This is a genomic window from Klebsiella aerogenes KCTC 2190, assembly GCF_000215745.1.
Classification (GTDB): domain Bacteria; phylum Pseudomonadota; class Gammaproteobacteria; order Enterobacterales; family Enterobacteriaceae; genus Klebsiella; species Klebsiella aerogenes.
Window position 1 is genome coordinate 3,395,794 of sequence record NC_015663.1, and the last position, 20,277, is coordinate 3,416,070.

Consider the following 20,277-nt stretch of genomic DNA (forward strand, 5'->3'; position numbering starts at 1 on the left):
TCTCCGCGGTTCAGGAATAGAAGCTCTGCGCCAGCGAGCCCAGCAGCAGCTGCCAGCCATCCACCAGCACAAAAAGCATTAGCTTAAACGGCAGCGAGATCGTCGCCGGCGGCACCATCATCATCCCCAGCGCCATCAGCACGCTGGCGACCACTAAATCGATAATCAGGAACGGAATAAACACCGTAAAACCAATCTGGAAGGCGGTTTTCAGTTCGCTGGTGACGTAGGCGGGCAGCAGAATACGCATCGGTACCGCCTCCGGCCCGGCCAGCGGCGGCTGGTTGGCCAAACGAGCGTACAGCGCCAGATCGCTTTCGCGCGTCTGGCGCAGCATAAATTCGCGCAGCGGCTGCGCGCCTTTATCCAGCGCTGTATCAAGGCCGATCTTGTCCTGGCTGAAGGGCAGGTACGCCTCCTGATAGACCTTGTCGAACACCGGCGACATGATAAAGAAGGTCAGGAACAGCGCCAGCCCAAGCATCACCTGGTTCGGCGGCGCGGAAGGCGTGCCCAGCGCGTTACGCAGCAGACCCAGTACGATGATAATGCGGGTAAAACTGGTCATCATCAGCAGCATCGCCGGCAGGAAGGTCAGCGAGGTCAACAGCACCAGCGTCTGTACCGGCAGCGACCAGCTCTGGCCGCCGTTGGCCAGCGGATGACTGATAAGCCCCGGCAGCTGTGCGAAGGCGGCTGGGCTCAGCAGCAGTAACGCGGCGGCGAGCCACGGCGCCCGACGGCGAAGGCAAGCGGACAGAGTAGGGAACATGGCTATTTTTCCGGGCGTTTGAGGATGTTTTGCATCAGCTGGCGGAAGTCGTTCGCAGGCGTGACCGCCGGAGTATCTTCATCGCGCGGCGGCGCCGGGTACTGATGAAGCGGAGTGATCTGCTGGGCGGTGACGCCCAGCACCAGCAGGGTGTTATCGACTTCCACCACCACCACGCGCTCGCGCTGGCCAACCTGGCAGCTGGCGCGCAGGTTAAGCAACCGGCCGTTGCGCGCCTGCGGCGCAAAGCCGAGACGGCGGAACAACCAACCGGCCAGCAGGATCAGGAGCAGAATCGCGCCGAGCGCGCTGCTTACCTGCATGAGCGCCGAGCCGCCGGATACTGCCGGTTCGGTAACCGGTTGGCTGGCCTGCACGGTAACGGGGGCGGTCATTAGCGGCTCAACCGACGCATACGTTCGGACGGGGTAATGATATCGGTAATGCGCACGCCGAATTTATCGGCCACCACCACCACTTCGCCCTGGGCTATCAGATAGCCGTTGATCAGGATATCCAGCGGTTCGCCCGCCAGGCCATCCAGCGCGACAACCGATCCCTGCGACAGGCGCAGCAGCTCTTTAATCGTCATTTTGGTGCGCCCCAGTTCAACGGTCAGCTTCACCGGAATATCGAGGATCAGATCGATATCCTGCAGGCTGCCGAGCGCATCCTGGGCCTCCAGCGATTTGAACACCCCATCGGTGGTGGCGCTGGATTTCTCAGACGACTGTTGTTCATTAAGCGCATCAGCCCACAGATCGTCTACGGATTCCTTTCCTGCGCCAGACGGTTGCTTAGGATCACTCATTGGGCTGTTCCTCACTCAGAGCATTCAAAATAGGGTTAATCAAGTGTTCAACACGAAGGGCGTACTGCCCGTTTAAGGTGCCATATTGGCTGGTTAGCACCGGCACGCCGTCGACATGGGCGATAATGCGATCCGGTTTATCTATCGGTAAAACGTCGCCAGGCTGCAGCTTAAGTATTTTCGACAAGCGCATCGGGATATCGACGAAGTTGGCAATCAGCTCCAGCTCAGAGTGCTGCACCTGCTTGACCAACGTTTCGCGCCACTGGCTATCTTCCTGGCGGGAATTCTCCAGCGGCGGATTGGTCAGCAGTTCACGCAGCGGCTCAATCATGGCGAAAGGAATACAGATATTGAATTCACCGCTTAGCGCGCCAATCTCCACCTGGAACGGCGTGGTCACCACGATATCGTTCGGCGAGGTGGTGATGTTGGTGAATTTGACCTGCATTTCCGCACGCACATATTCGACGTCAATCTTATAGATTGCGCTCCATGCGTCACCGTAGGCGTCCAGCGCCAGGCGCAGCATGCGTTTGATCACCCGCTGTTCGGTGGGCGTGAATTCGCGGCCTTCGACCTTGGTCGGGAAACGCCCGTCGCCGCCGAACAGGTTATCGACGGCGATAAACACCAGGCTCGGCGCGAAGACGAACAGCGCGGTGCCGCGCAGCGGGTTCAGGTGTACCAGGTTAAGGTTGGTCGGCACCGGCAGGTTGCGGGCAAACTCGTGGTACGGCTGAATTTTAATCGGCCCGACGGTGATGTCCGGGCTGCGGCGCAGCAGGTTGAACAATCCCATGCGGAACTGCCGGGCAAAACGCTCGTTGATAATTTCCAGCGCCTGCAGGCGTTCACGCACCACGCGGCGCTGGGTATTCGGATCGTAAGGCTTAACCTCGCTCTCTTTACCGCCGACAACCGTCTCGGGCTCGTCGCCCGTGTTGTCGCCGTTGAGCAAGGCGTCGATCTCTGCCTGTGAAAGAATGCTATCGCCCATGGTGATTACCGCAGTATGAAGGCGGTGAACAGCACATCGCTGACCACCTGCTTCGGTTGTCCCTTAACCAGCGGCGCGCTCAGCGTCTCTTTGATCTGCGCGACCAGCTGCTGCTTGCCCTGCTCATTCGCCAGGTGACCGGCCTCCTGACGCGAAAGCAGCATCAGCAGGCGGCTACGCACCTCCGGCAGGAAATCATTAAGCTGACGGCGGGTTGCTTCATCCGGCAGGCGCAGCGTCAGGCCGATATACAGTACGCGGTCCGGATCGTTGTCCGGGGTCACCAGATTGACGGTGAAGGTATCCAGCGGCATAAATACCGGCGGCGCGGGCGGTTTTTCCTTTTCGATGGCGGTTTGCGCGCCGCCGTCGCGCTGTTGCAGCAGCCACCAGCTGTAACCTGCGGCTGCGCAGGCGGCCACGGCGACGATCGTCAGCAGGATGATCAGTAAGGGGCGTTTGGGCGCGGTTGCCGGAAGGGAGTTTTGAGACATAGCCAAATCAAATTCCTGTTGTTCCGCCCGCCGCGTTGCTGACGGGCATCACGCGCGGCGGCGCCGCACGTATGACATATAAAGGTATTATCGCGGCTAACGCGCGAGGCAATAGCCGGAATAAACGGGCAAATGGGGGCCAGATTGGCCGTTTAGCGCCCCTCAGGCGAAAATATCGACGCCGTTGAGCTGGTTGGCCATTCGCTGCAGGGCTGCCGGGGCGCTGACTGGCTCAATCGGCGCGGCATCGCTGCCGCCGCCATGGCGTTCAGCGTAGCTGGCGCGGCCTTCACCGTTACCGTTTTGCTGCTGCCACTGCGGCGTCGCCTCGCCGCCAACGCTGCTCTGACCGAGGTTGATTCCGCTCTCAGCCAGCGCGTGACGTAGCTGCGGCATAGCCGCCTCGACCGCCGCGCGTACCTGACCGTGTGCGGAAGCGATGTGCAGCTGCGCCTGTTTATCGTCGAGCTGCAGGGTGATCTGCAGCGCCCCCAGCTCCTGCGGATGCAGGCGCAGTTCGGCGCTCTGCTGGCCGTTGCGGTGGAACATCAGCACCTGCTGGCTCAGCGCCTGCTGCCATTCCGGGCTGCCGAGCTGGGCATTAAGCTGCGGCGTCGGCGGCGCGGTTACCAGCGCACTGGCGGGCGTGGCGCTCTGGCTGGGGCTGGCGGCGGAGAAAGCGACGGCGGCAGGTTGCGATGGGGTATTCTCCGCCGGACGTTCGGCCATATCGTGCTGCGGCGTGGTCGCGGTCTGCACAACAGGAGAAGGCAGATTTTGCCCGCTAAGGGGATCCGTGCCCGGCTGCGGCTTCGCCGCCGGTTCGCCTTCCGGCAGGTTCGCGACATGCTGAGTCGCCGCGTTGCCGATGTGGAGCGCGGTTTTATCGCCGCTGGTCGCAGCTGGTTGAGCCTGCGGTAGCGCGGTCTGCGGCGGCGGGGCGACGATTGCCGCCGGCAGCATGGCGTACAGTGCCTGCAGCGTCGCCGGATCTAAAGTTTTCGCCTCGCTGAGCGGCGGCGTATCCGGGCGCGTATCCTCTTTTTTCGCTGTTGCGTCGACGGCGTTTTCCGCCGATGCCGGTAGCGCATTGACCAGCAGCGCGCCGCGTTCGCCAAGCGCGGCCAGCAGCTGGTTAAGCTGGTTACGGCTTAGCGGCGGGGCGCTTTCATCGTCGGCGCTCAGCGCCGCCGGCGGCAGCGTGCCGCTTTGCGCGGGCGTGAAGCGCGCGCCAAGCAGTTGCGCAAAGGCAGATGACAGCTGAGCGTCATCGAGCGCCAGATCCGGCAGGGCGCTGGCGTCGCCGGGTAGGCTAAGGGCGGGCAAAGCATTGAGATTCATGAAGCGGTATTCCTTTGTGTACTGCGTTGCGCGAACTCATCCATCAATTTTTGATTGCGTTTGTTTTCCAACTGCAGCTCGGCGTTTTGCGCGCGCGTGTGCAGGGTATCGTAGGCGTTCAGCCGCTGCTGATGGTCCTGCCACTGCTTCACGGCGTGATCCACCTTTTGCCCCCACTGCAGAAGCTGCTGGCGCTGTTGTTCGATAGCCTGTTCGAGGGTGGCAATGAACTGCTGGTAGTTCTGCCAGCGCGAGCTTTCCATGCCGCCAGAAAGGGTGCTGTTGAGCTTTTGCCGGTACTCGTCCTGATAGTTAAGCAACATCGTCAGCTGTTGCTCGGCGGCCTGTTGCGCCTGGCGCGCCTGGCCCAAACGCTGCGCCGCCTGTTCGACGGCCTCCTGGGCCAGATTGCGCAGGGTAATCAAAGGGGACTGTGCTTTCATCGCGTGGCGTCTCCGATGGCGTTAAACAATCAGCTGCTGTAGCTGCAGACAGGCTTCGTCATAACCGCAGCGCTCGAAAATTCCCTGCTGCAGATAGGTCTCCATTTGCGGATACAGGGTAATGGCTTTATCCAGCAGCGGGTCGCTACCGGCGGCATAGGCGCCGACGCTTATTAAATCGCGGTTGCGCTGGAAGCTGGCCAGCATCTGTTTAAAGGTGCGTACCCGGCGATAATGTTCGTCATCGATAAGTGACGTCATCGCGCGGCTGATCGAGGCTTCAATATCGATGGCCGGGTAGTGACCGGCCTCCGCCAGACGTCGGGACAGCACCACGTGACCATCGAGGATCGCGCGCGCCGAATCGGCGATCGGATCCTGCTGATCGTCCCCTTCGGTGAGTACGGTATAGAAGGCGGTGATCGAACCGCCGCCGCTGATACCGTTGCCCGCGCGTTCAACCAGCGCCGGCAGTTTGGCGAATACCGATGGCGGATAGCCTTTGGTAGCCGGTGGTTCGCCGATCGCCAGCGCGATTTCACGCTGCGCCATCGCATAGCGAGTGAGCGAATCCATGATCAGCAGCACGTGCTGGCCGCGATCGCGAAAATCTTCGGCGATGCGGGTGGCGTAAGCGGCGCCCTGCATGCGCAGCAGCGGCGATACGTCCGCCGGGGCGGCGATCACCACTGAACGCGCGCGTCCTTCGGCGCCGAGAATATTCTCGATAAAGTCTTTGACTTCCCGGCCGCGTTCGCCGATCAGGCCGACGACGATAACGTCGGCCTGGGTGTAGCGCGCCATCATGCCCAGCAGCACGCTTTTACCGACGCCGGAGCCGGCGAACAGTCCCATACGTTGGCCGCGCCCAACGGTCAGCAGGCCGTTGATGGTGCGCACGCCGACGTCCAGCACCTGCTCGATAGGGGTACGCTGCAGCGGGTTAAACGGCGCGGTAATCAGCGGCGCGCGATAGCCGGTTTCCGGCGCGGGCAGGCCGTCAAGCGGTCTGGCGCCGCCGTCGAGCACGCGTCCCAGCAGCGCCGGGCCCAGCGGGAGTTGTTTACCAGCGTGCTGGCCGTCCGCCGCGCTGCGGGCGTAAACCCGCGCCCCTGGCACAATCCCTTCGACCTCTTCCAGCGGCATCAGATACAGCCGCTGATCGTTAAAGCCGACCACTTCGCTTTCCACTTCCTGCACGCCGCCGCCGCCGTCACGCTCGATAAGGCAGGTTGCGCCTAGCGGCAGCTGCAGGCCGGTGGCCTCCAGCACCAGACCGGTGGCGCGGGTCAGACGGCCATAGCGTCGTACGGTCGGCGTACGGGCGATACGCTGCTCCAGCGCTTCAAGCGAATTCAGCCAGCGGCCGAGACGGGCGGTCATCACAGATCTCCCGGCGCGGCGAGGCGACACAATTCGTGCCAGCGGGTGGCGAGACTGGCGTCGAGATCGCCCTCCTCGGCGCTGACCTTACAGCCGCCGGGATGCAGATCGCCATCCGCCAGCAACCGCCAGCCGTGCAGGCTGAGGGTGGTGCCTAACTGCTGCTCAACGCGCTCATAATCTTGCGGGTGTACGCGCAGCTGCGGCTTGCCGTTGAACATCGGTTCTTGCTGGATCAACTGTTGAATTTGCGTCAGCAGGGCAGTGCCGTCGCAGACCGGCGGCTGGCCAAGCACCTGTTTCGCGGCGGTTAGCGCCAGCTGCATCAGGCGTGAGGCGATGACCGAATCGAGCGCATCAAGGGTGTGCTGAAACTCGCTCACCAGCTGCTGCCAGTGGTCGGTCAGCGGCTGTTGCTGCTGCTGTGCTTCCAGCAGCCCCTGCTGGCGGCCCTCCTCAAGTCCCTGCTGAAATCCGGCTTCATAGCCTTTTTGCTGGCCATCGGCATAACCGGATTGCTGACCTTGCTGCTCGGCCTGCAGGCGCAGGGCGGCAAGCTGCTGCTGCAGTTCCGCCTGAGCGTCAGGCTGCAAGGCTTCGTTATCCAACGTCGGTAGCGGCGGTTCAAAAGCTGGCGCCGCGTCGCCGAGGTCGTTGAGTGACCAGGGCTGCCAGGGCATGGAATTAATGCGATCAGACATAGGTGTCCTCGCCGCCGCCAATAATCATTTCGCCGCTCTCCGCCAGCCGTCTGACTATCAGCAGAATCGCTTTCTGTTCGTTTTCCACCTGCGACATGCGCACCGGCCCACGGTTGGCGAGATCGTCGCGCAGAATATCGGCCGCGCGCTGGGACATGTTTTTGAGGAACTTCTCGCGCAGCGGCTGCTCGGCGCCCTTCAGAGCAATCAGCAGCGATTCGCTGTCCACGTCCTGCAGCAGGCGCTGGATACTGCGATCGTCGACCTCCACCAGGTTTTCGAACAGGAACATCTCGTCGATGATCTTCTGCGCCAGCTCGCCATCGTATTCGCGCATCGCGTCGATAACGGCTTCTTCCTGCTGGGTTTTCATCAGGTTGATAATCTCGGCGGCGGTACGCACTCCGCCCATTTTGCTGCGCTTGAGGTTCTGGCCGTCGAGCAGGTTGTTGAGTACTTCAGTCAACTCCGCCAGCGCCGCCGGCTGCACGCCGCCGAAGGTGGCGATACGCAGCATTACGTCGTTGCGCAGGCGCTCATCGAACTGCGCCAGAATATCCGCCGCCTGGCCGCGCTTGAGATGGACCAGGATGGTGGCGATGATCTGCGGGTGTTCATCGCGGATCAGGTCGGCGGCGCTCTGCGGCTCCATAAAGTTGAGCGTTTCCATCCCGGAGGTGGTTTCGCGGGATTCGAGAATATCCTCCAGCAGGCTGGCGGCACGCTCTTCGCCCAGCGCTTTCACCAGCACCGAACGCAAATAGTCGCTGGCGTTGACGCTCAGGGCGGCGAACTGTTCGGCATCGTCTTCAAATTCAGACAGGATCTCGCCGAGCTGTTTATGCGAGACCTGGCTCATGCCGGCCATGGTGCCGCTCAAAAGCTGGACTTCGCGGGAGGAGAGGTGCTTGAGCACCTCCGCCGCGCGGTCTTCGCCCAGCGTCATCAGTAAAATGGCGCTTTTATCGGTTCCGGTCAGGCTCATAGTTCGTTACTCATCCATTGGCGGATTACCAGAGCGACGACCCGCGGATCTTTATCCGCCAGTTCGCGGATGCGCTGGCTCTGGACTTCTGCGCTGACGCGCTGCTGCGATTTACGGCGCAGCGCCAGCTCCTCATTGCTTGGTTTATGGCTGTCGTTCGCTTTAGCGACCGGCGCGCTGGCGGCGGCGACCGCGGCTTGCTGTGCGGCCTGACGCTGCTGCAGCTGTGGCTTAATCAGCTTGCGCCACAATACCCAGCCGACCAGCAGTACCAGCAGATAACGTCCCAGTTCGAGCAGCAAATCGATAAACGCCTGGCTCTGCCAGAACGGCAGCTCGCCGCCGGTCATCTGATTGTCGGTAAATGGCGTATTGACCACCTGCAGGCTATCGCCGCGGCTGCTGGAGTAGCCCATCGCTTCGCGCACCAGCGCTTCAATCTGCGCCAGTTGTTCTTTACTCATCGGCTGCGCTTTACCGTCGGCGTTGAGGCTGTAGTTCACCACCACGGCGACCGACAGGCGCTCCACCGTCCCGGCTTTTTGTTGGGTATGGCGGATGGTGCGATCGAGTTCGTAGTTGGTGGTGGCGTCGCGTCGGGTGCTTAACGGGCCGCTGTTGGCCGCGGCGCTACGGGTGTTGGTCGCGTTGCTGGCGTTATTGGCCGCCGGTTTAGCGGTTTCAATCGGCGCGGTGGCCGGCGCGCTCGGCTGGTTGGATAACGCCCCAGGAACGCCGCCCACCTGCGGTCCGCCGATTTGCTCGTTGCTGCTGGTTTGCTGCGAACGGATCGCCGCTTTATCGGGCTGCTGGTTCGGCTGGTACTGTTCGTCGGTCTGCTCGCGGGAGGCGAAATCGATCTGTGCGGTCACCTGAGCGCGGACGTTGGCGCTGCCGACCACCGGCGCCAGGATCGTTTCAATGCGTCGCTGATAGCCGCTTTCCACTTCGCTGGCATATTTCAGCTGCGAGGCGTTGAGGTCGCGCCCGGTGCCGTCAGACTGCGTCAGCAGGCGTCCGGCCTGATCGACCACGGTGACGTTGCCAGCCGGCAGGCCGGCGACGCTACTCGATACCATATAGACGATAGCGTTGATTTGGCCATCATCCAGCGCACGGCCCGGCTGCAGCGTCAGGGTGACAGAAGCGGAAGGGGACTTTTGCTCGCGGACGAACAGCGAGGGCTTCGGCAGCGCCAGGTGCACCCGCGCATTCTGCACCGGCCCCAGCGACTCGATAGTGCGTGAGAGTTCGCCTTCAAGAGCGCGCTGATAGTTAATCTGTTCGCTGAACTGGCTGATGCCGAATTTTTCCTGATCCAGCAGTTCGAAGCCAACGGCGCCGCCCTTCGGCAGCCCCTGCTGCGCAAGACGCAGACGGGTTTCATGCACTTTCTCCGCCGGGATCATCAGCGCCGCGCCATTCTCGGCGAAGCGGTAGGGGATGTTCATCTGCGTCAGTTGGGTGACGATAGCGCCGCCGTCGCGATCGTTCAGATTGCTGTACAGCACGCGATAATCCGGGCTTTTCGCCCACAGCAGCAGCGCGACGATAATGGCGATAGCGGCGGAGGCGGCCACCAGCAGCGGTATTTTTGGATTGGCGCGCAGACGGCTCCAGATGGCCTGCAGGCCGTTGTCGCGGCTTTCGCCGGCGGATAACGAGGCACTCATGGTTGGCGGTATCCTTCGCTGGCGTTCAGGCGGCGACGCGCGCTGGCGTGCTGACGAACGGTATGGATAGCGTTATGTGACAAAACTGACTCCCTGATACACATCTTTTCTCAATAGCGGCGCTCCCATTTCTGGGCAGGCCATTATTCGTCTTATCAGATGATTCTGATTGCCCGATAAGCCGGGTTTTTTGCGGCTAATTAACCGCTTTAAGCAAAAATCGCTGTGTTAGGGTGTGCAGCATTGGAGAAGTACAGGGTGAAATAGCGCCTGGCGATCACGACAGTATTGAGGAAAAGATGGCGATTCAGGGTATTGAAGGCGTACTGCAACAGATGCAGGCGATGGCGATTCAGGCGGGAAATAACGGGCAGAATAGCGTACCGCAGGGAGTCAGTTTTGCCAGTGAATTGACCGCCGCGCTGGGTAAAATCAGCGATACCCAGCAGGCCGCGCGTCAACAGGCGCAAAACTTCGAGCTGGGCGTGCCGGGTATCAGCCTGAATGATGTGATGGTCGATTTACAGAAATCTTCAGTTTCGTTGCAGATGGGCGTGCAGGTGCGCAATAAGCTGGTGGCGGCCTATCAGGACATTATGAATATGCCGGTTTAGTCATACAATCCCGGCGCAATTGCTTCCTGCAAACCGCTATGCTAACGCTGGCGGTTTTGTCTATTTACGGCGACAACGGCAAAAAACTGCTCGCCTCTGCATTGATTTTGACCCATCGACTGGTGAATGAGTGATCCGAAATTATCATTACAGTTGATAGGGGATACAGATCAATAGCCGTTCATCGATCGACACAAACGATCTGACTACTAGCACTACAAACTGTATGGTCTTGCCAAAATAATTCTAATTTGGAATAGCAGATGTCCGAAAAAGTAGACCATCAATTACGGCGTAAGGTGTGGATTGGGATTTTTCTCGGTTTGTTGGTCTTTTGGGGAACCATTGCGACGATTGTTACCTTAGCGTTGGCTTAGCGCCAAAAGTTTCTACTGTTATTTAGTATCTCCCCGTCAGGTACAAGAAAGATCTGCTTTGTATTATCGGCGAAAGGTGAAAATTTAAATTTGGATGGCAATTCACTATCGTTTTCCGGCCTGGTGGCAAATAATCTGCGCAAATTTTGCTCCGCGGAGGCGTTATGCTGTGGCTTCAGACCGTTGTATTTTTTGTCGTTTTAGCTTTTGTCGCGATAGCGATGTTTCATGAAACCTGGCGACAGGATAGCGAGTAACCGCCGTTTCAACTTCCTCTGATCTGTCTCCCTCCTTAACAGTGACTAAACTTAGAGCATGGCTAACGGTCTTCTGGAGGGTGTTGTGAATAGATTCCACGATGAATACGACGAGCGGGAACTGTACCATATGGTCTGCCGTTGGGAGGATGAAGGCGGGGCGGTAGCGTAACGCATTTCTTTCAAACTGACAGCATTCTGGCGGCTCAGGCGTGAAATCGTTGTATGGCATGAACGCGCGCGCTTGACCCCTGGCAACTTCAGGGGAAATATTCCACGGAATGTGGTAACCCCGGCTGTCTGCATGACACCTGAGCATTTGGTTGAGCGAAATAACGGGTATCTTCAGTCGGAAACGTTGGAGAAATATATCACCAGCATGGAGGAACCTGGCGTGGGAAAGCAGTTAACAGAAGATGATCTTCGTGAACATGGCTTCACCGATAAAGAGATTGCCCGCCTGCGCGAAATCCTGACGCGACAAGAAAGTAACAATGAAACCTATGCTACTTTGATCGACAGTTTACGAAAACGTTTTTGGGGCGGAGTTATTGTTGTTTGTATTGCCTTTGCCATAGTCGTTTCGTGGATTTTTAACTTCGAAAGTAATGATTTTACTTATCCGCTAATCATTATTTTTATCCTGATTGCTGTTTGGAAATTAACACCTTTCCCGATGGCTTTTAAAGCATATCTTATCTACTTGAAAATCGAGCGATTACTTATTATCAATTTCATATATGGTATTGCCTGTTTGTATTCCTTTTACTGTTGATTAAACACCTTTAAGAGCCAACGCAGGGGTGCTCATTTCCAGAGGAATACATCCATGTTTTACCCTCGTGACAAATATTAGATTAGCCCGGACAAGATAACACGGAATATTTTGCAGGCATATTTCCCTAAACTTGTGAGTTGTTTGTTTTAGCTGGCAGGATGTTTAGGGTATTTAATTGATGAATGTATGAAGCGTAAATGAAATAATAGATTATATATTATTGCTTATTAGCCCTGTAAAATCCGCCGATGGCTTACCAGGCAACACTCTGCATTGCCCTGGTGAGACCCATCATGCGCTTCCTGGCCGGAATATCTGGCTGTGAGGCTGTTGTTGTTATTGTAATTCTTCGCTTTTGCTCTTGATGGCGACCACATTATCGGACTGCAGTTCGCCAAGCAGGAGCGAACGATCGTCGAACTGGCCGTAAGCGGTGTTGACCGCGTTCTGGCGGGTGGATTGATCGATCAGCGTTTTTAATTGCTCCATCCTCTGCTGCAATAGCCCTTTCAATACCCCTTCGTTGTCGATAATCTGTTTTAACTTAGCGTTGAGCATCTCTTGCAGAGCCAGCGATGGCCCAGCTTTGCCGGTAAATTCGGCGGTTTTCTCAACCGCCGTCACGTAGGCAAACTGCATTTCCACCAGCGCTTCCCATTGCCCGGCGCGTGCCAGGGCAATCATCTGGCTGCTAAGGGTATGGATCTGCTGATAGGCGGCTAAAAGCTGCTGTTGGCGTTCCATCACAATGTACCCTGAGCAGGTTGATAGTTTGGCCCAATTTGCCGCCAGGCATCGGCGATATTCTCCAGCAGCTTGACCACTTCGACGATCGCCGCTTCGTCATTATGCAGGTTGGCCTGCATCAGGCGTCGCTTCATATAATCGTACAGCGCCGCCAGATTATCGGCGATTTCGCCGCCTTGCTGGTGGTCGAGGCCGCTTTTCAACCCGTTGTCGATGATGTTGATTGCCTTAGACAGCGCCAGGCCTTTACCGGCGATATCCCCCTGATTCATCAGGATGCGTGCGCGAAGCAGGGCGTTAAGCGCCCCGTCGAACAACATTACGATTAACTGGTGCGGACTGGCGCTCATCGCGCTGCTTTCCAGACTGACCTGTGCGTAGGCTTGCGTGCCGCTACGGTTATACATGCTGTTTTATTACCTGATTAAGGGTTACTGGGACGAGAACTGCTGTTGTAAGTAGTTACCCGTGCTGCTCAGCTTGGACATCATGGTATCCAACTGAACAAACTGTTGTTTATAGCGATCGATAGTGTTCTGGATGCTGTCGGAAACAGTGTCGATCTGGATATTCAGGCGATCGAGATTGGTGTTGATGCTTTTGGTCGAGTTCTCGATGATGCCGCCCGCTTTAATATAGTTCTGGATTTCATTATGGATTTCGGTGGCCATCCCGGTGTCTGTCCCGTTGCCGGCGAAGAAGTTGGCGACCTGATCCGGTTTCTCGTCGAGCGCTTTATTGAGCTTGGTGCTGTCGACTTCAAGCTTGCCGGTTTTGGGATTGGTTGAGATCCCGAGGTTGCCAAGGCCTTTCAGCTCCGGGTTGTCCTGAGCGGCGCTGAGCGCGCTTTTAATCGAGGACTGAATGCCGCGCAGGGTGTTATCGCCGAGCAGCGCGCCGTTCTTGGCGCTTTGCGCTTCACCGCTTTTCACCGGGGTATATTTGGTCAGCGAGCCGAAGGTGTCGAGCAGCGAATTGTAGTTATCCACCCAGGATTTGATTTTGTCGGCGGTGCCGCTTTTATCAATGCCGATCACCAGGTTTTGCGGTTCGCCGGCTTTGGTGGTGGTTTTCAGGTCGATGGTGACGCCCTGCAGCGCATCGGCAATCGAGTTGGTGCTGCGCTTAATTTTGGTGCCGTTGACGACGATCTCCGCATCCTGCCCGGCGACGGTCTGCTTCATCGCGCCGCTTTTGCTGCTGCTGTCGTAGTTGAGGATGGCGCCGAGCTTATCGTCGTTATTCACCTGCACCGACACGGTGTTTTTCTCGCCGGTGCTGGTGGAGCTCAGCGCCAGCTGATAGTCATTGTCGCCGACGCGCATGATGCTGGCGGTGACGCCGGCTTTAGCGCCGTTGATGGCATCGCGCATCTCCAGCAGCGAGGTCTGGTCGTCGCTCAGCGGAATCGTGGTCTCTTTTGGCGGGTCGCCGGCGGTGATCGTAATGGAACGATCGCTATTGCCAGCGGTACCCAGTTTTTCCTGTTGATCGGTAATCGTCGCCTGGGTGGTCAGGGTTTGCGGCTGCGCCAGCTTCTGCACTTCAACGCTATAGTTGCCCGGCACCGCCTTATTGGTGGTGGTGATGGTGAACTGGTCGTGCTTGGTGGCGGTGGTGCTGTTGAAAAACTCCGGCTTAGCCAGCTCCTTGCTCAGGTTATCGAATTTTTCCAGCGAGCTTTTTAACGTGCCGTAAGCCGTTAGCTGCGCGTTATAGCTGGTTTGCTGAGTGGTATACGGCGTCAGGCGCTGTTGTTCCGCCTTGCTGAGTTTGTCCAGTAAACCGTTGAGGTCGAGTCCTGAGCCGATGCCTAAGGAACTGATCGATGCCATTGGTGTTTCTCCTTACTAATGACGTTATTCGCTTATTGCGTTATCGGCCCAGTGGAGAAAAAGTTTACCGAAAAAGTGAAAAAGGCGATGGCGTAATAGAAGAGGGAAAAAGCGCGTTATTTTCGCCATTGGCGGAGGGGCAAAAATTTTTCAAAAAATGGCTAAAGGTTGCAGAGGTTACGTCGATACCAGAAGGGACGGTGGTTGACGCCGTGGGCAAGCAAGCCCGAACCTTTTAACCACGTTGCACTGAACGCAACTGACTCGTAAGGAATGCATATAATGGCACAAGTAATTAATACCAACAGCCTGTCGCTGATGGCGCAAAACAACCTGAACAAATCCCAGTCTTCCCTGGGCACGGCGATTGAGCGTCTGTCTTCCGGTCTGCGCATCAACAGCGCCAAGGACGATGCCGCGGGTCAGGCGATCTCCAACCGTTTTACCGCTAACATCAAAGGCCTGACTCAGGCTTCCCGTAACGCTAACGACGGTATCTCCCTGGCGCAGACCACCGAAGGCGCGCTGAACGAAGTCAACGATAACCTGCAGAACATCCGTCGTCTGACCGTACAGGCGCAGAACGGTTCTAACTCTTCCAGCGACCTGCAGTCCATCCAGGATGAAATCACCCAGCGTCTGGCTGAAATCAACCGTATCTCCGAACAGACTGATTTCAACGGCGTGAAAGTGCTGAGTGGAGAGCAGAATAAGCTAACTATCCAGGTTGGTGCTAACGATGGAGAAACTATCGATATTGATTTGAAAAAAATTGATGCTGGTTCACTTGGATTGGATAAGTTCAATGTGGCAAATAGCTTTGATACCAAATCGATTGATACTGAAATCGCTTCTTTTGACAAGAAGGGGGCGCCAACAATTGCTGCTGATGGAGCAACGACCAAAAAAACGTCAGTTGATAATACAGTTTATTCATCCGGTAGCGATCACTATATCAAAACAGGCGCTGCGGAATGGGTGAAAGGTACCCTCGGTACAGATGGTGAATTCACTTTTGATTCCAGCACTTCAGGTAGTGTAGTCACAACTGAACCGGCAGATTTGAAGGCAGTTACCTCAACAACGGTGGGTACTACTGCAATCACCGGTTTGGACGCGGGTGAAAAACTGCAATCTCTCAAAGATGACAAAGGCCAGCCAAATGGCTACGTTGTCAAAGGTACTGATGCTGATGGTAAGGATGTTTACTTTAAAGCAACCGTTGATGAAACCACGGGTAAGGTAACTAAAGGTGAGCAACTGTCTACAGAAGTTAAAACTGAGAAGCCCCTGGAAGTATTAGACAAAGCCCTGTCCCAAGTTGATTCCCTGCGCTCCTCCCTGGGTGCGGTACAGAACCGTTTCGATTCTGTTATCAACAACCTGAACAGCACCGTGAACAACCTGTCCGCTTCCCAGTCCCGTATTCAGGATGCTGACTACGCGACCGAAGTGTCCAACATGAGCCGCGCGAACATCCTGCAGCAGGCGGGTACCTCCGTGCTGGCGCAGGCTAACCAGTCGACTCAGAACGTCCTGTCTCTGCTGCGTTAATCGCACGCCTGATTACTGTCGCATCGCAACCCCGCTTCGGCGGGGTTTTTGCTTTTTGCCCGTAACCGCCTGGCAAAACGGCTGAATGAGAAAGCATGTCGTAAATAGAGACGCTTTTATGCGGTTTTTCCGGCGATTGGCATTTTTGCCCCTGCGCATAATAGCGCTGACTCTCTTATCCGCAGGTTTCAGAAATAGTGAGCGATTTGTATACCGCCGAAGGCGTGATGGATAAAAATTCCCTCTGGCTGCGCTACGTTCCGTTAGTGCGGCACGAAGCATTGCGCCTGCAGGTCAGGCTGCCCGCCAGCGTCGAGCTTGACGATTTATTGCAGGCCGGGGGAATCGGGTTGTTGAACGCCATCGAGCGTTACGACTCGCTACAGGGAACGGCCTTTACCACCTATGCGGTGCAACGTATCCGCGGCGCAATGCTCGATGAACTGCGCAGCCGCGATTGGGTGCCGCGCAGCGTACGGCGTAACGCCCGCGAAGTCGCCCAGGCGATGCAGAAGCTGGAGCAGCATCTGGGCCGTCCGGCCACGGAAAGCGAACTTGCGCAGACGCTGGGTATCACCCTTGCCGAGTACCGACAAATCCTGCTGGATACCAATAACAGCCAGCTGTTCTCCTACGATGAATGGCGGGAAGAGCAGGGCGAGAATGCCGAACGACTGCTGGAAGGGCACGAAGAGGCCAATCCGTTGCATCATCTGCTGGAAGGCAGCCTGCGCCAGCGGGTCATCGAGGCCATTGAAGCCTTGCCGGAACGCGAAAAAATGGTCCTTACCCTCTACTACCAGGAAGAGCTAAACCTTAAAGAGATCGGTGCGGTGCTGGAGGTGGGGGAATCCCGCGTTAGCCAGCTGCACAGCCAGGCGATTAAGCGCCTGCGCGCGAAGCTGGCCAACGAAGGCTAATAACCACCTGCCGGGCAGGTGGTTAGCGGATTACGATTTACGTAAATCAATGCGCAGAATGCGCTCCTTCGCCCCTTCGACAAATACCTCAGGATCCCACTCGCGATTGAACCCTTCTTTAATGCCGACGTACAGCGTATCCATGTCCGGCGACAGCACCATTTGATTCGGATAAACCGGGGCGCGGAATTCATGAGTCACCCGCCAGGTCTTGCCATCCACAACGCTGATGGTGCCGCTGGTGAAATTGCTGACGTACAGCTCGTTATATTTCGGATTGAAGCGCACCGCGTTAGCGCCGATGCCGGTACGCACGTAACCCAGCGATTTGCCGTCTTTCAGATCGAATATATACAGGCCGTCGTGAGGACCGCTGCGATCGTCGTGATCGAACGCGACGACGAAAATACGCCCTGAGTCGGAATCGACGATCAGGTTTTGCGCGCTGGCCAACTGCGGCGCGTTAAGCGGGATGGTGCGGACAACCTGCTGGGTTCTGGCATCGATCTCGTTGACATAGTCGCGGCCGCCAACGTAGATCTTCTGCGTCTTTTCATCCAGCGTCAGGCCGTAGGCGGTGCCGCGATAGGCGTCTTTGACTTCACCTTTCAGCTGCAACGTCGTGCCGTCGAGCATCAGCAATTTATGCAGCGGACGCATTCCATCCTTGGTTTTCAGCATATGGCTGTAGCTGACAAATAACAGATTAGCGGCGCGGCTGTATACCATATGCCGCAGATGTTCGAAGCGCGCATCGGCGGCGCCGTCGGTGGGGAAGCTCAGGCGCGGACTGGTGCGGGTGATTTTACCGCTGGCGGCGTCGAACTGGCTGATACGCAGCGAAGCCGCCTGGGTATGGCCGACATAAAGCACGTGCGCCGGCTGATTCATCGCCAGCGAGAAGGCGCGCCAGGGCATATCATAGCGCTGGATAACCTGCAGGGTGGCCGGATTAAAGGCGTAAAGATAACCTTTATTGGCCGCGCGGTTAACCCGGTCGGTGGCCGCGGCGAATAGCAGGTTGTCGCCGTTGTCGAACGCCAGCTCATAAACCCCTTCGTTGGCTTCCTGTAGGTAATTGGTTTTCATCGCAAAGCGCGACGCTTCCCGCGGCGGCGGATCGATGGCGAAAGCCGGGTGGGGGAGCAGGGCGGCGAGCAGTAGCGCAGCCAGCGGTTTTATCAAGTTGCGATTAGGCATGATGGTTATCCTTGTTGACAAGTAGGGCTCAGAACTGGATTTCGCCGCCGAAAATATAGGTGCGGCCGCGGGCGGTGGTGTTAACAGACGCGCCCTCTTTGGCGTTATCGAGACTCTGGTTCATACGGTTTAACGCTTCGGAGTAGTCACGATTCGTTACGTTCTGTACGCTAAAGCGCAGCAGCACGTTCTCGGTCATCTGCCAGCTGCTATAGAGGTCGATAATGGTCGGGATATTCGGCATGCTCTCTTTAGGCACCGTATTGGTGTCGAGGCTAATGCCTTCGGTACTCAGGCGTTTTGATTTACCGGTGAATTTCACCAGGCTGCCGACGGTGAGTTTGCGATCGAACAGGCGCCCGCCGACATCCACCGTGGCGTAGCTGCTGGGGAGGTCGCTAAGGTCGCTATAGGCGAAGCTATAGACCGTACTGGCAATAGAGGTGGGCTGATCGGTACGCTGCTTGCTCCATGACACATTGGCGTAGGCAAAACCGATGTCGTATCCGGCTTCAATCTCATAGCCCTCGGTGGTCACCGGCGAGGTGACGTTAACCGAGATATTGGCGTTGAAATCCGGCGAAGCATTGGCGACATCTTTACACAGCCCACCGTTGCTGCACAGCAGGAAGGATTCGCTGGTGATGTAATCTTTAATCCGCGAGCGGTAGGTAAGGGCTTTCAGATGCAGGCTATCCTGCTCGCTCAATAATCCTTGTTTGATAACGTTAAAACCGGCCTCCCAGGTCTCAGCTTTTTCCGGCTTCAGGAACGGGTTCATCGATGCGCCGCCCTCGTTGGCGAAGAACACTTCCTGGACGTTCGGCGCCCGCGAGGAACGGCTCCAGCTGACAAACGGCTGCAGCCATGGCGTCACCTGAGCGGAGAAGGTCGCCGAGGGATTAAAACCGTTATCTTTGACGTTGAGTTGGGTTGCCCCTTGCGGGAAGCATTTTTCGTTATCTGCACAGGCCGGTTTATAGCCCTGTACCCGGCTGCGGGTATAGTTGAGATTAAGATCGAGCTGATAAATATCCTTGTTTAATGTCAGCCCGCTATAGAGCGAGGCGATCTTCTGTTTGCCCGCCGGGGCAAAGGCGTTGTGGTCGGTCTCGGTATCCTGCACGAAGCGGCGGGAATAGCGGGTGTCCATTAATTTGCCGCCGAGCTGGACAGCGGCATACAGATCGTCGGTAATACGAAAACGGCTGGTGTTGTTCATGTCCAGCGCGTTGGACTTATTGGTGGTCGAGGAGTCGTTAAAGTTATACAGCGACTCCGGTTTATATGCCTGATTGCCGCGGCTGGTGCTGGCTAAAACATTAAACTCGACCAGTTCATTGAGCGGCGCGTAGTTATAGCGCAGATAGTAGTCGTCGCTGCTAATATCGCGACGGGTAAAACTATTGCGGTAATTACGCCCGGAAAACTCGAAGCGGTTAAATTGATCGACGTTGAAATTGATTTTATATAGCTGCGAGCGCGGCTCCTGACGCAAATATTTATTATCCTCGCCAATAAACTCTTCGCTGCTGCGTCCGCCGCCGTTTTTATAGGTCGCATAGGTGCGGGTGCCGCTGATGCCGAGCAGCGCGCCAAGGCCGCCGCCGTTATCGAAGGTGTCGGTTTTGCCGGCTACCGTTACCATACCGGTGCGGCCGAGACCGTTATCGCCCACGGAAAAACGCGACAGCAGGCCGACCTGATGCCCCGGTTTTAACACATCATCGATGCCGATCGTGCGCAGATTGGCGCTGCCCGCCAGCGCGTTGACGCCTTGCGAACCGGCGCTGTTGCCGCGGGTGATATCCACTTCGGCCAGGAAGTTGGGGTCCAGCGGCACCCCGGCGGCGGTATTCGCCCCGCCGTGGTAGTTAGCTGGCGCCATGCCGAAGAAGGTCTGGGTGACGCCATCGACCATGGTGTTTACCCGGCCCAACCCGTTCATGCCGCGAATATTGACGCTGATGGTGCCCTGCAGCGGGTCGATTTGCGTATAGGTGCCCGCCATGCTGCGCAGCGAGGCATCGAGGCTTTGCAGATTCTTATTGAGCGTTCGCGAACTGTAGGCGCCGGGGCGGGTATAGCTCTCCTCTGAGGAGCCGACCTGGCCGGTATTTTCCGCCAGCGGGTTATCGGTAATGGTGATGGGAGAGAAAACCGATTCCCCTTCGCTTTCGGCGGCAAAAGCCTGGCCGTTGACGATAAGTAGCCCGGTGACGAGCCCCGTGATTATTTGTGATTTTTCCATAATCCAATCCTGAGGTAATAAATAGTTAACGCACAAAAAGGGCAGCAGCGTGCATCGCGCTTATTGCTAAGTGCGATGACACATTGCCCAAAATAAAAAATTATTAGCGGTCAGTGACCGTGATAAATAACATCCAGGATG

At 57.1% G+C, this 20,277-nt stretch carries 22 protein-coding genes; 6 read left to right on the forward strand and 16 right to left on the reverse strand.

Annotated features, from left to right (window positions below):
* Positions 1-10: 10 nt before the first annotated feature.
* From fliP to fliF, 11 genes are all read right to left on the reverse strand, one after another.
* Positions 11-772 (reverse strand): flagellar type III secretion system pore protein FliP, encoded by a 762-nt coding sequence (fliP, locus tag EAE_RS16000; protein WP_015704950.1) that lies wholly within the window; start codon positions 770-772, stop codon positions 11-13.
* Between the two features lie 2 nt (positions 773-774).
* Positions 775-1,167, reverse strand: a complete 393-nt coding sequence (gene fliO / locus EAE_RS16005) for a flagellar biosynthetic protein FliO (protein ID WP_015704951.1) — start codon at positions 1,165-1,167, stop codon at positions 775-777.
* Positions 1,167-1,583 carry a flagellar motor switch protein FliN gene (gene fliN, locus EAE_RS16010; RefSeq protein WP_015367299.1) on the reverse strand — a complete coding sequence of 139 codons (417 nt, stop codon included), beginning with the start codon at positions 1,581-1,583 and terminating at the stop codon, positions 1,167-1,169. The genes fliO and fliN overlap by 1 nt, the downstream gene beginning before the upstream one ends.
* Positions 1,576-2,583, reverse strand: a complete 1,008-nt coding sequence (fliM, locus tag EAE_RS16015) for a flagellar motor switch protein FliM (protein ID WP_015367298.1) — start codon at positions 2,581-2,583, stop codon at positions 1,576-1,578. Before fliM ends, fliN begins: the two co-directional genes overlap by 8 nt.
* A 5-nt stretch (positions 2,584-2,588) precedes the next feature.
* Positions 2,589-3,077 carry a flagellar basal body-associated protein FliL gene (gene fliL / locus EAE_RS16020; RefSeq protein WP_015367297.1) on the reverse strand — a complete coding sequence of 163 codons (489 nt, stop codon included), beginning with the start codon at positions 3,075-3,077 and terminating at the stop codon, positions 2,589-2,591.
* 162 nt (positions 3,078-3,239) lie between these two features.
* Positions 3,240-4,418, reverse strand: a complete 1,179-nt coding sequence (locus EAE_RS16025) for a flagellar hook-length control protein FliK (protein ID WP_015704952.1) — start codon at positions 4,416-4,418, stop codon at positions 3,240-3,242.
* A complete protein-coding gene (gene fliJ, locus EAE_RS16030) occupies positions 4,415-4,861 on the reverse strand; it encodes a flagellar export protein FliJ (protein WP_015367295.1) in 447 nt (148 codons plus the stop codon). The genes EAE_RS16025 and fliJ overlap by 4 nt, the downstream gene beginning before the upstream one ends.
* Positions 4,862-4,882: 21 nt before the next feature.
* Complete coding sequence (fliI, locus tag EAE_RS16035) at positions 4,883-6,244, reverse strand: flagellar protein export ATPase FliI (protein WP_015704953.1); 1,362 nt, start codon at positions 6,242-6,244, stop codon at positions 4,883-4,885.
* The gene (fliH, locus tag EAE_RS16040) at positions 6,244-6,945 is read right to left on the reverse strand and encodes a flagellar assembly protein FliH (RefSeq protein ID WP_015704954.1); all 702 of its coding nucleotides are present in this window, start codon (positions 6,943-6,945) and stop codon (positions 6,244-6,246) included. The genes fliI and fliH overlap by 1 nt, the downstream gene beginning before the upstream one ends.
* Positions 6,938-7,930, reverse strand: a complete 993-nt coding sequence (fliG, locus tag EAE_RS16045) for a flagellar motor switch protein FliG (RefSeq protein ID WP_015367292.1) — start codon at positions 7,928-7,930, stop codon at positions 6,938-6,940. Before fliG ends, fliH begins: the two co-directional genes overlap by 8 nt.
* Positions 7,927-9,603, reverse strand: a complete 1,677-nt coding sequence (gene fliF, locus EAE_RS16050; protein WP_015704955.1) for a flagellar basal-body MS-ring/collar protein FliF — start codon at positions 9,601-9,603, stop codon at positions 7,927-7,929. The genes fliG and fliF overlap by 4 nt, the downstream gene beginning before the upstream one ends.
* Before the next feature lie 299 nt (positions 9,604-9,902).
* On the opposite strand from fliF, the gene fliE reads away from it, so the two are divergent.
* The 3 genes from fliE to EAE_RS16065 all read left to right on the forward strand — a co-directional run bounded on the left by fliE (position 9,903) and on the right by EAE_RS16065 (position 11,626).
* Positions 9,903-10,217 carry a flagellar hook-basal body complex protein FliE gene (gene fliE, locus EAE_RS16055; protein WP_015367290.1) on the forward strand — a complete coding sequence of 105 codons (315 nt, stop codon included), beginning with the start codon at positions 9,903-9,905 and terminating at the stop codon, positions 10,215-10,217.
* Positions 10,218-10,480: 263 nt separating this feature from the next.
* On the forward strand, positions 10,481-10,594 hold the full coding sequence (locus tag EAE_RS25590) for a YmiA family putative membrane protein (RefSeq protein ID WP_072001113.1): 114 nt from the start codon (positions 10,481-10,483) through the stop codon (positions 10,592-10,594).
* Positions 10,595-11,155: 561 nt separating this feature from the next.
* Positions 11,156-11,626 carry a hypothetical protein gene (locus tag EAE_RS16065; RefSeq protein WP_190972356.1) on the forward strand — a complete coding sequence of 157 codons (471 nt, stop codon included), beginning with the start codon at positions 11,156-11,158 and terminating at the stop codon, positions 11,624-11,626.
* A gap of 339 nt (positions 11,627-11,965) precedes the next feature.
* On the opposite strand, the gene fliT is transcribed toward EAE_RS16065, so the two are convergent.
* The 3 genes from fliT to fliD are packed head-to-tail and all read right to left on the reverse strand — an operon-like array spanning position 11,966 to position 14,211.
* A complete protein-coding gene (gene fliT / locus EAE_RS16070; protein WP_015367285.1) occupies positions 11,966-12,373 on the reverse strand; it encodes a flagella biosynthesis regulatory protein FliT in 408 nt (135 codons plus the stop codon).
* Positions 12,373-12,783: a flagellar export chaperone FliS gene (fliS, locus tag EAE_RS16075; RefSeq protein WP_015704959.1), complete on the reverse strand. Its 411-nt coding sequence runs from the start codon at positions 12,781-12,783 to the stop codon at positions 12,373-12,375. The genes fliT and fliS overlap by 1 nt, the downstream gene beginning before the upstream one ends.
* A 24-nt stretch (positions 12,784-12,807) precedes the next feature.
* Positions 12,808-14,211 (reverse strand): flagellar filament capping protein FliD, encoded by a 1,404-nt coding sequence (gene fliD / locus EAE_RS16080; protein WP_015704960.1) that lies wholly within the window; start codon positions 14,209-14,211, stop codon positions 12,808-12,810.
* On the opposite strand from fliD, the gene EAE_RS16085 reads away from it, so the two are divergent.
* From EAE_RS16085 to EAE_RS16095, 3 genes are all read left to right on the forward strand, one after another.
* Positions 14,205-14,450, forward strand: a complete 246-nt coding sequence (locus EAE_RS16085; RefSeq protein ID WP_047079383.1) for a hypothetical protein — start codon at positions 14,205-14,207, stop codon at positions 14,448-14,450. The genes fliD and EAE_RS16085 overlap by 7 nt on opposite strands.
* Before the next feature lie 43 nt (positions 14,451-14,493).
* Positions 14,494-15,765, forward strand: a complete 1,272-nt coding sequence (locus EAE_RS16090; RefSeq protein ID WP_015704962.1) for a FliC/FljB family flagellin — start codon at positions 14,494-14,496, stop codon at positions 15,763-15,765.
* Between the two features lie 197 nt (positions 15,766-15,962).
* Complete coding sequence (locus EAE_RS16095; protein ID WP_015704963.1) at positions 15,963-16,685, forward strand: RNA polymerase sigma factor FliA; 723 nt, start codon at positions 15,963-15,965, stop codon at positions 16,683-16,685.
* Between the two features lie 30 nt (positions 16,686-16,715).
* Here EAE_RS16095 and EAE_RS16100 read toward each other — a convergent pair whose 3' ends face one another.
* Together EAE_RS16100 and EAE_RS16105 are read right to left on the reverse strand one after the other, a co-directional pair.
* Positions 16,716-17,885, reverse strand: coding sequence for a hypothetical protein (locus EAE_RS16100; protein WP_015704964.1), 1,170 nt, complete (start codon positions 17,883-17,885; stop codon positions 16,716-16,718).
* Positions 17,886-17,913: 28 nt separating this feature from the next.
* Positions 17,914-20,136 (reverse strand): TonB-dependent receptor domain-containing protein, encoded by a 2,223-nt coding sequence (locus tag EAE_RS16105; protein WP_015704965.1) that lies wholly within the window; start codon positions 20,134-20,136, stop codon positions 17,914-17,916.
* Between the last annotated feature and the right edge of the window lie 141 nt (positions 20,137-20,277).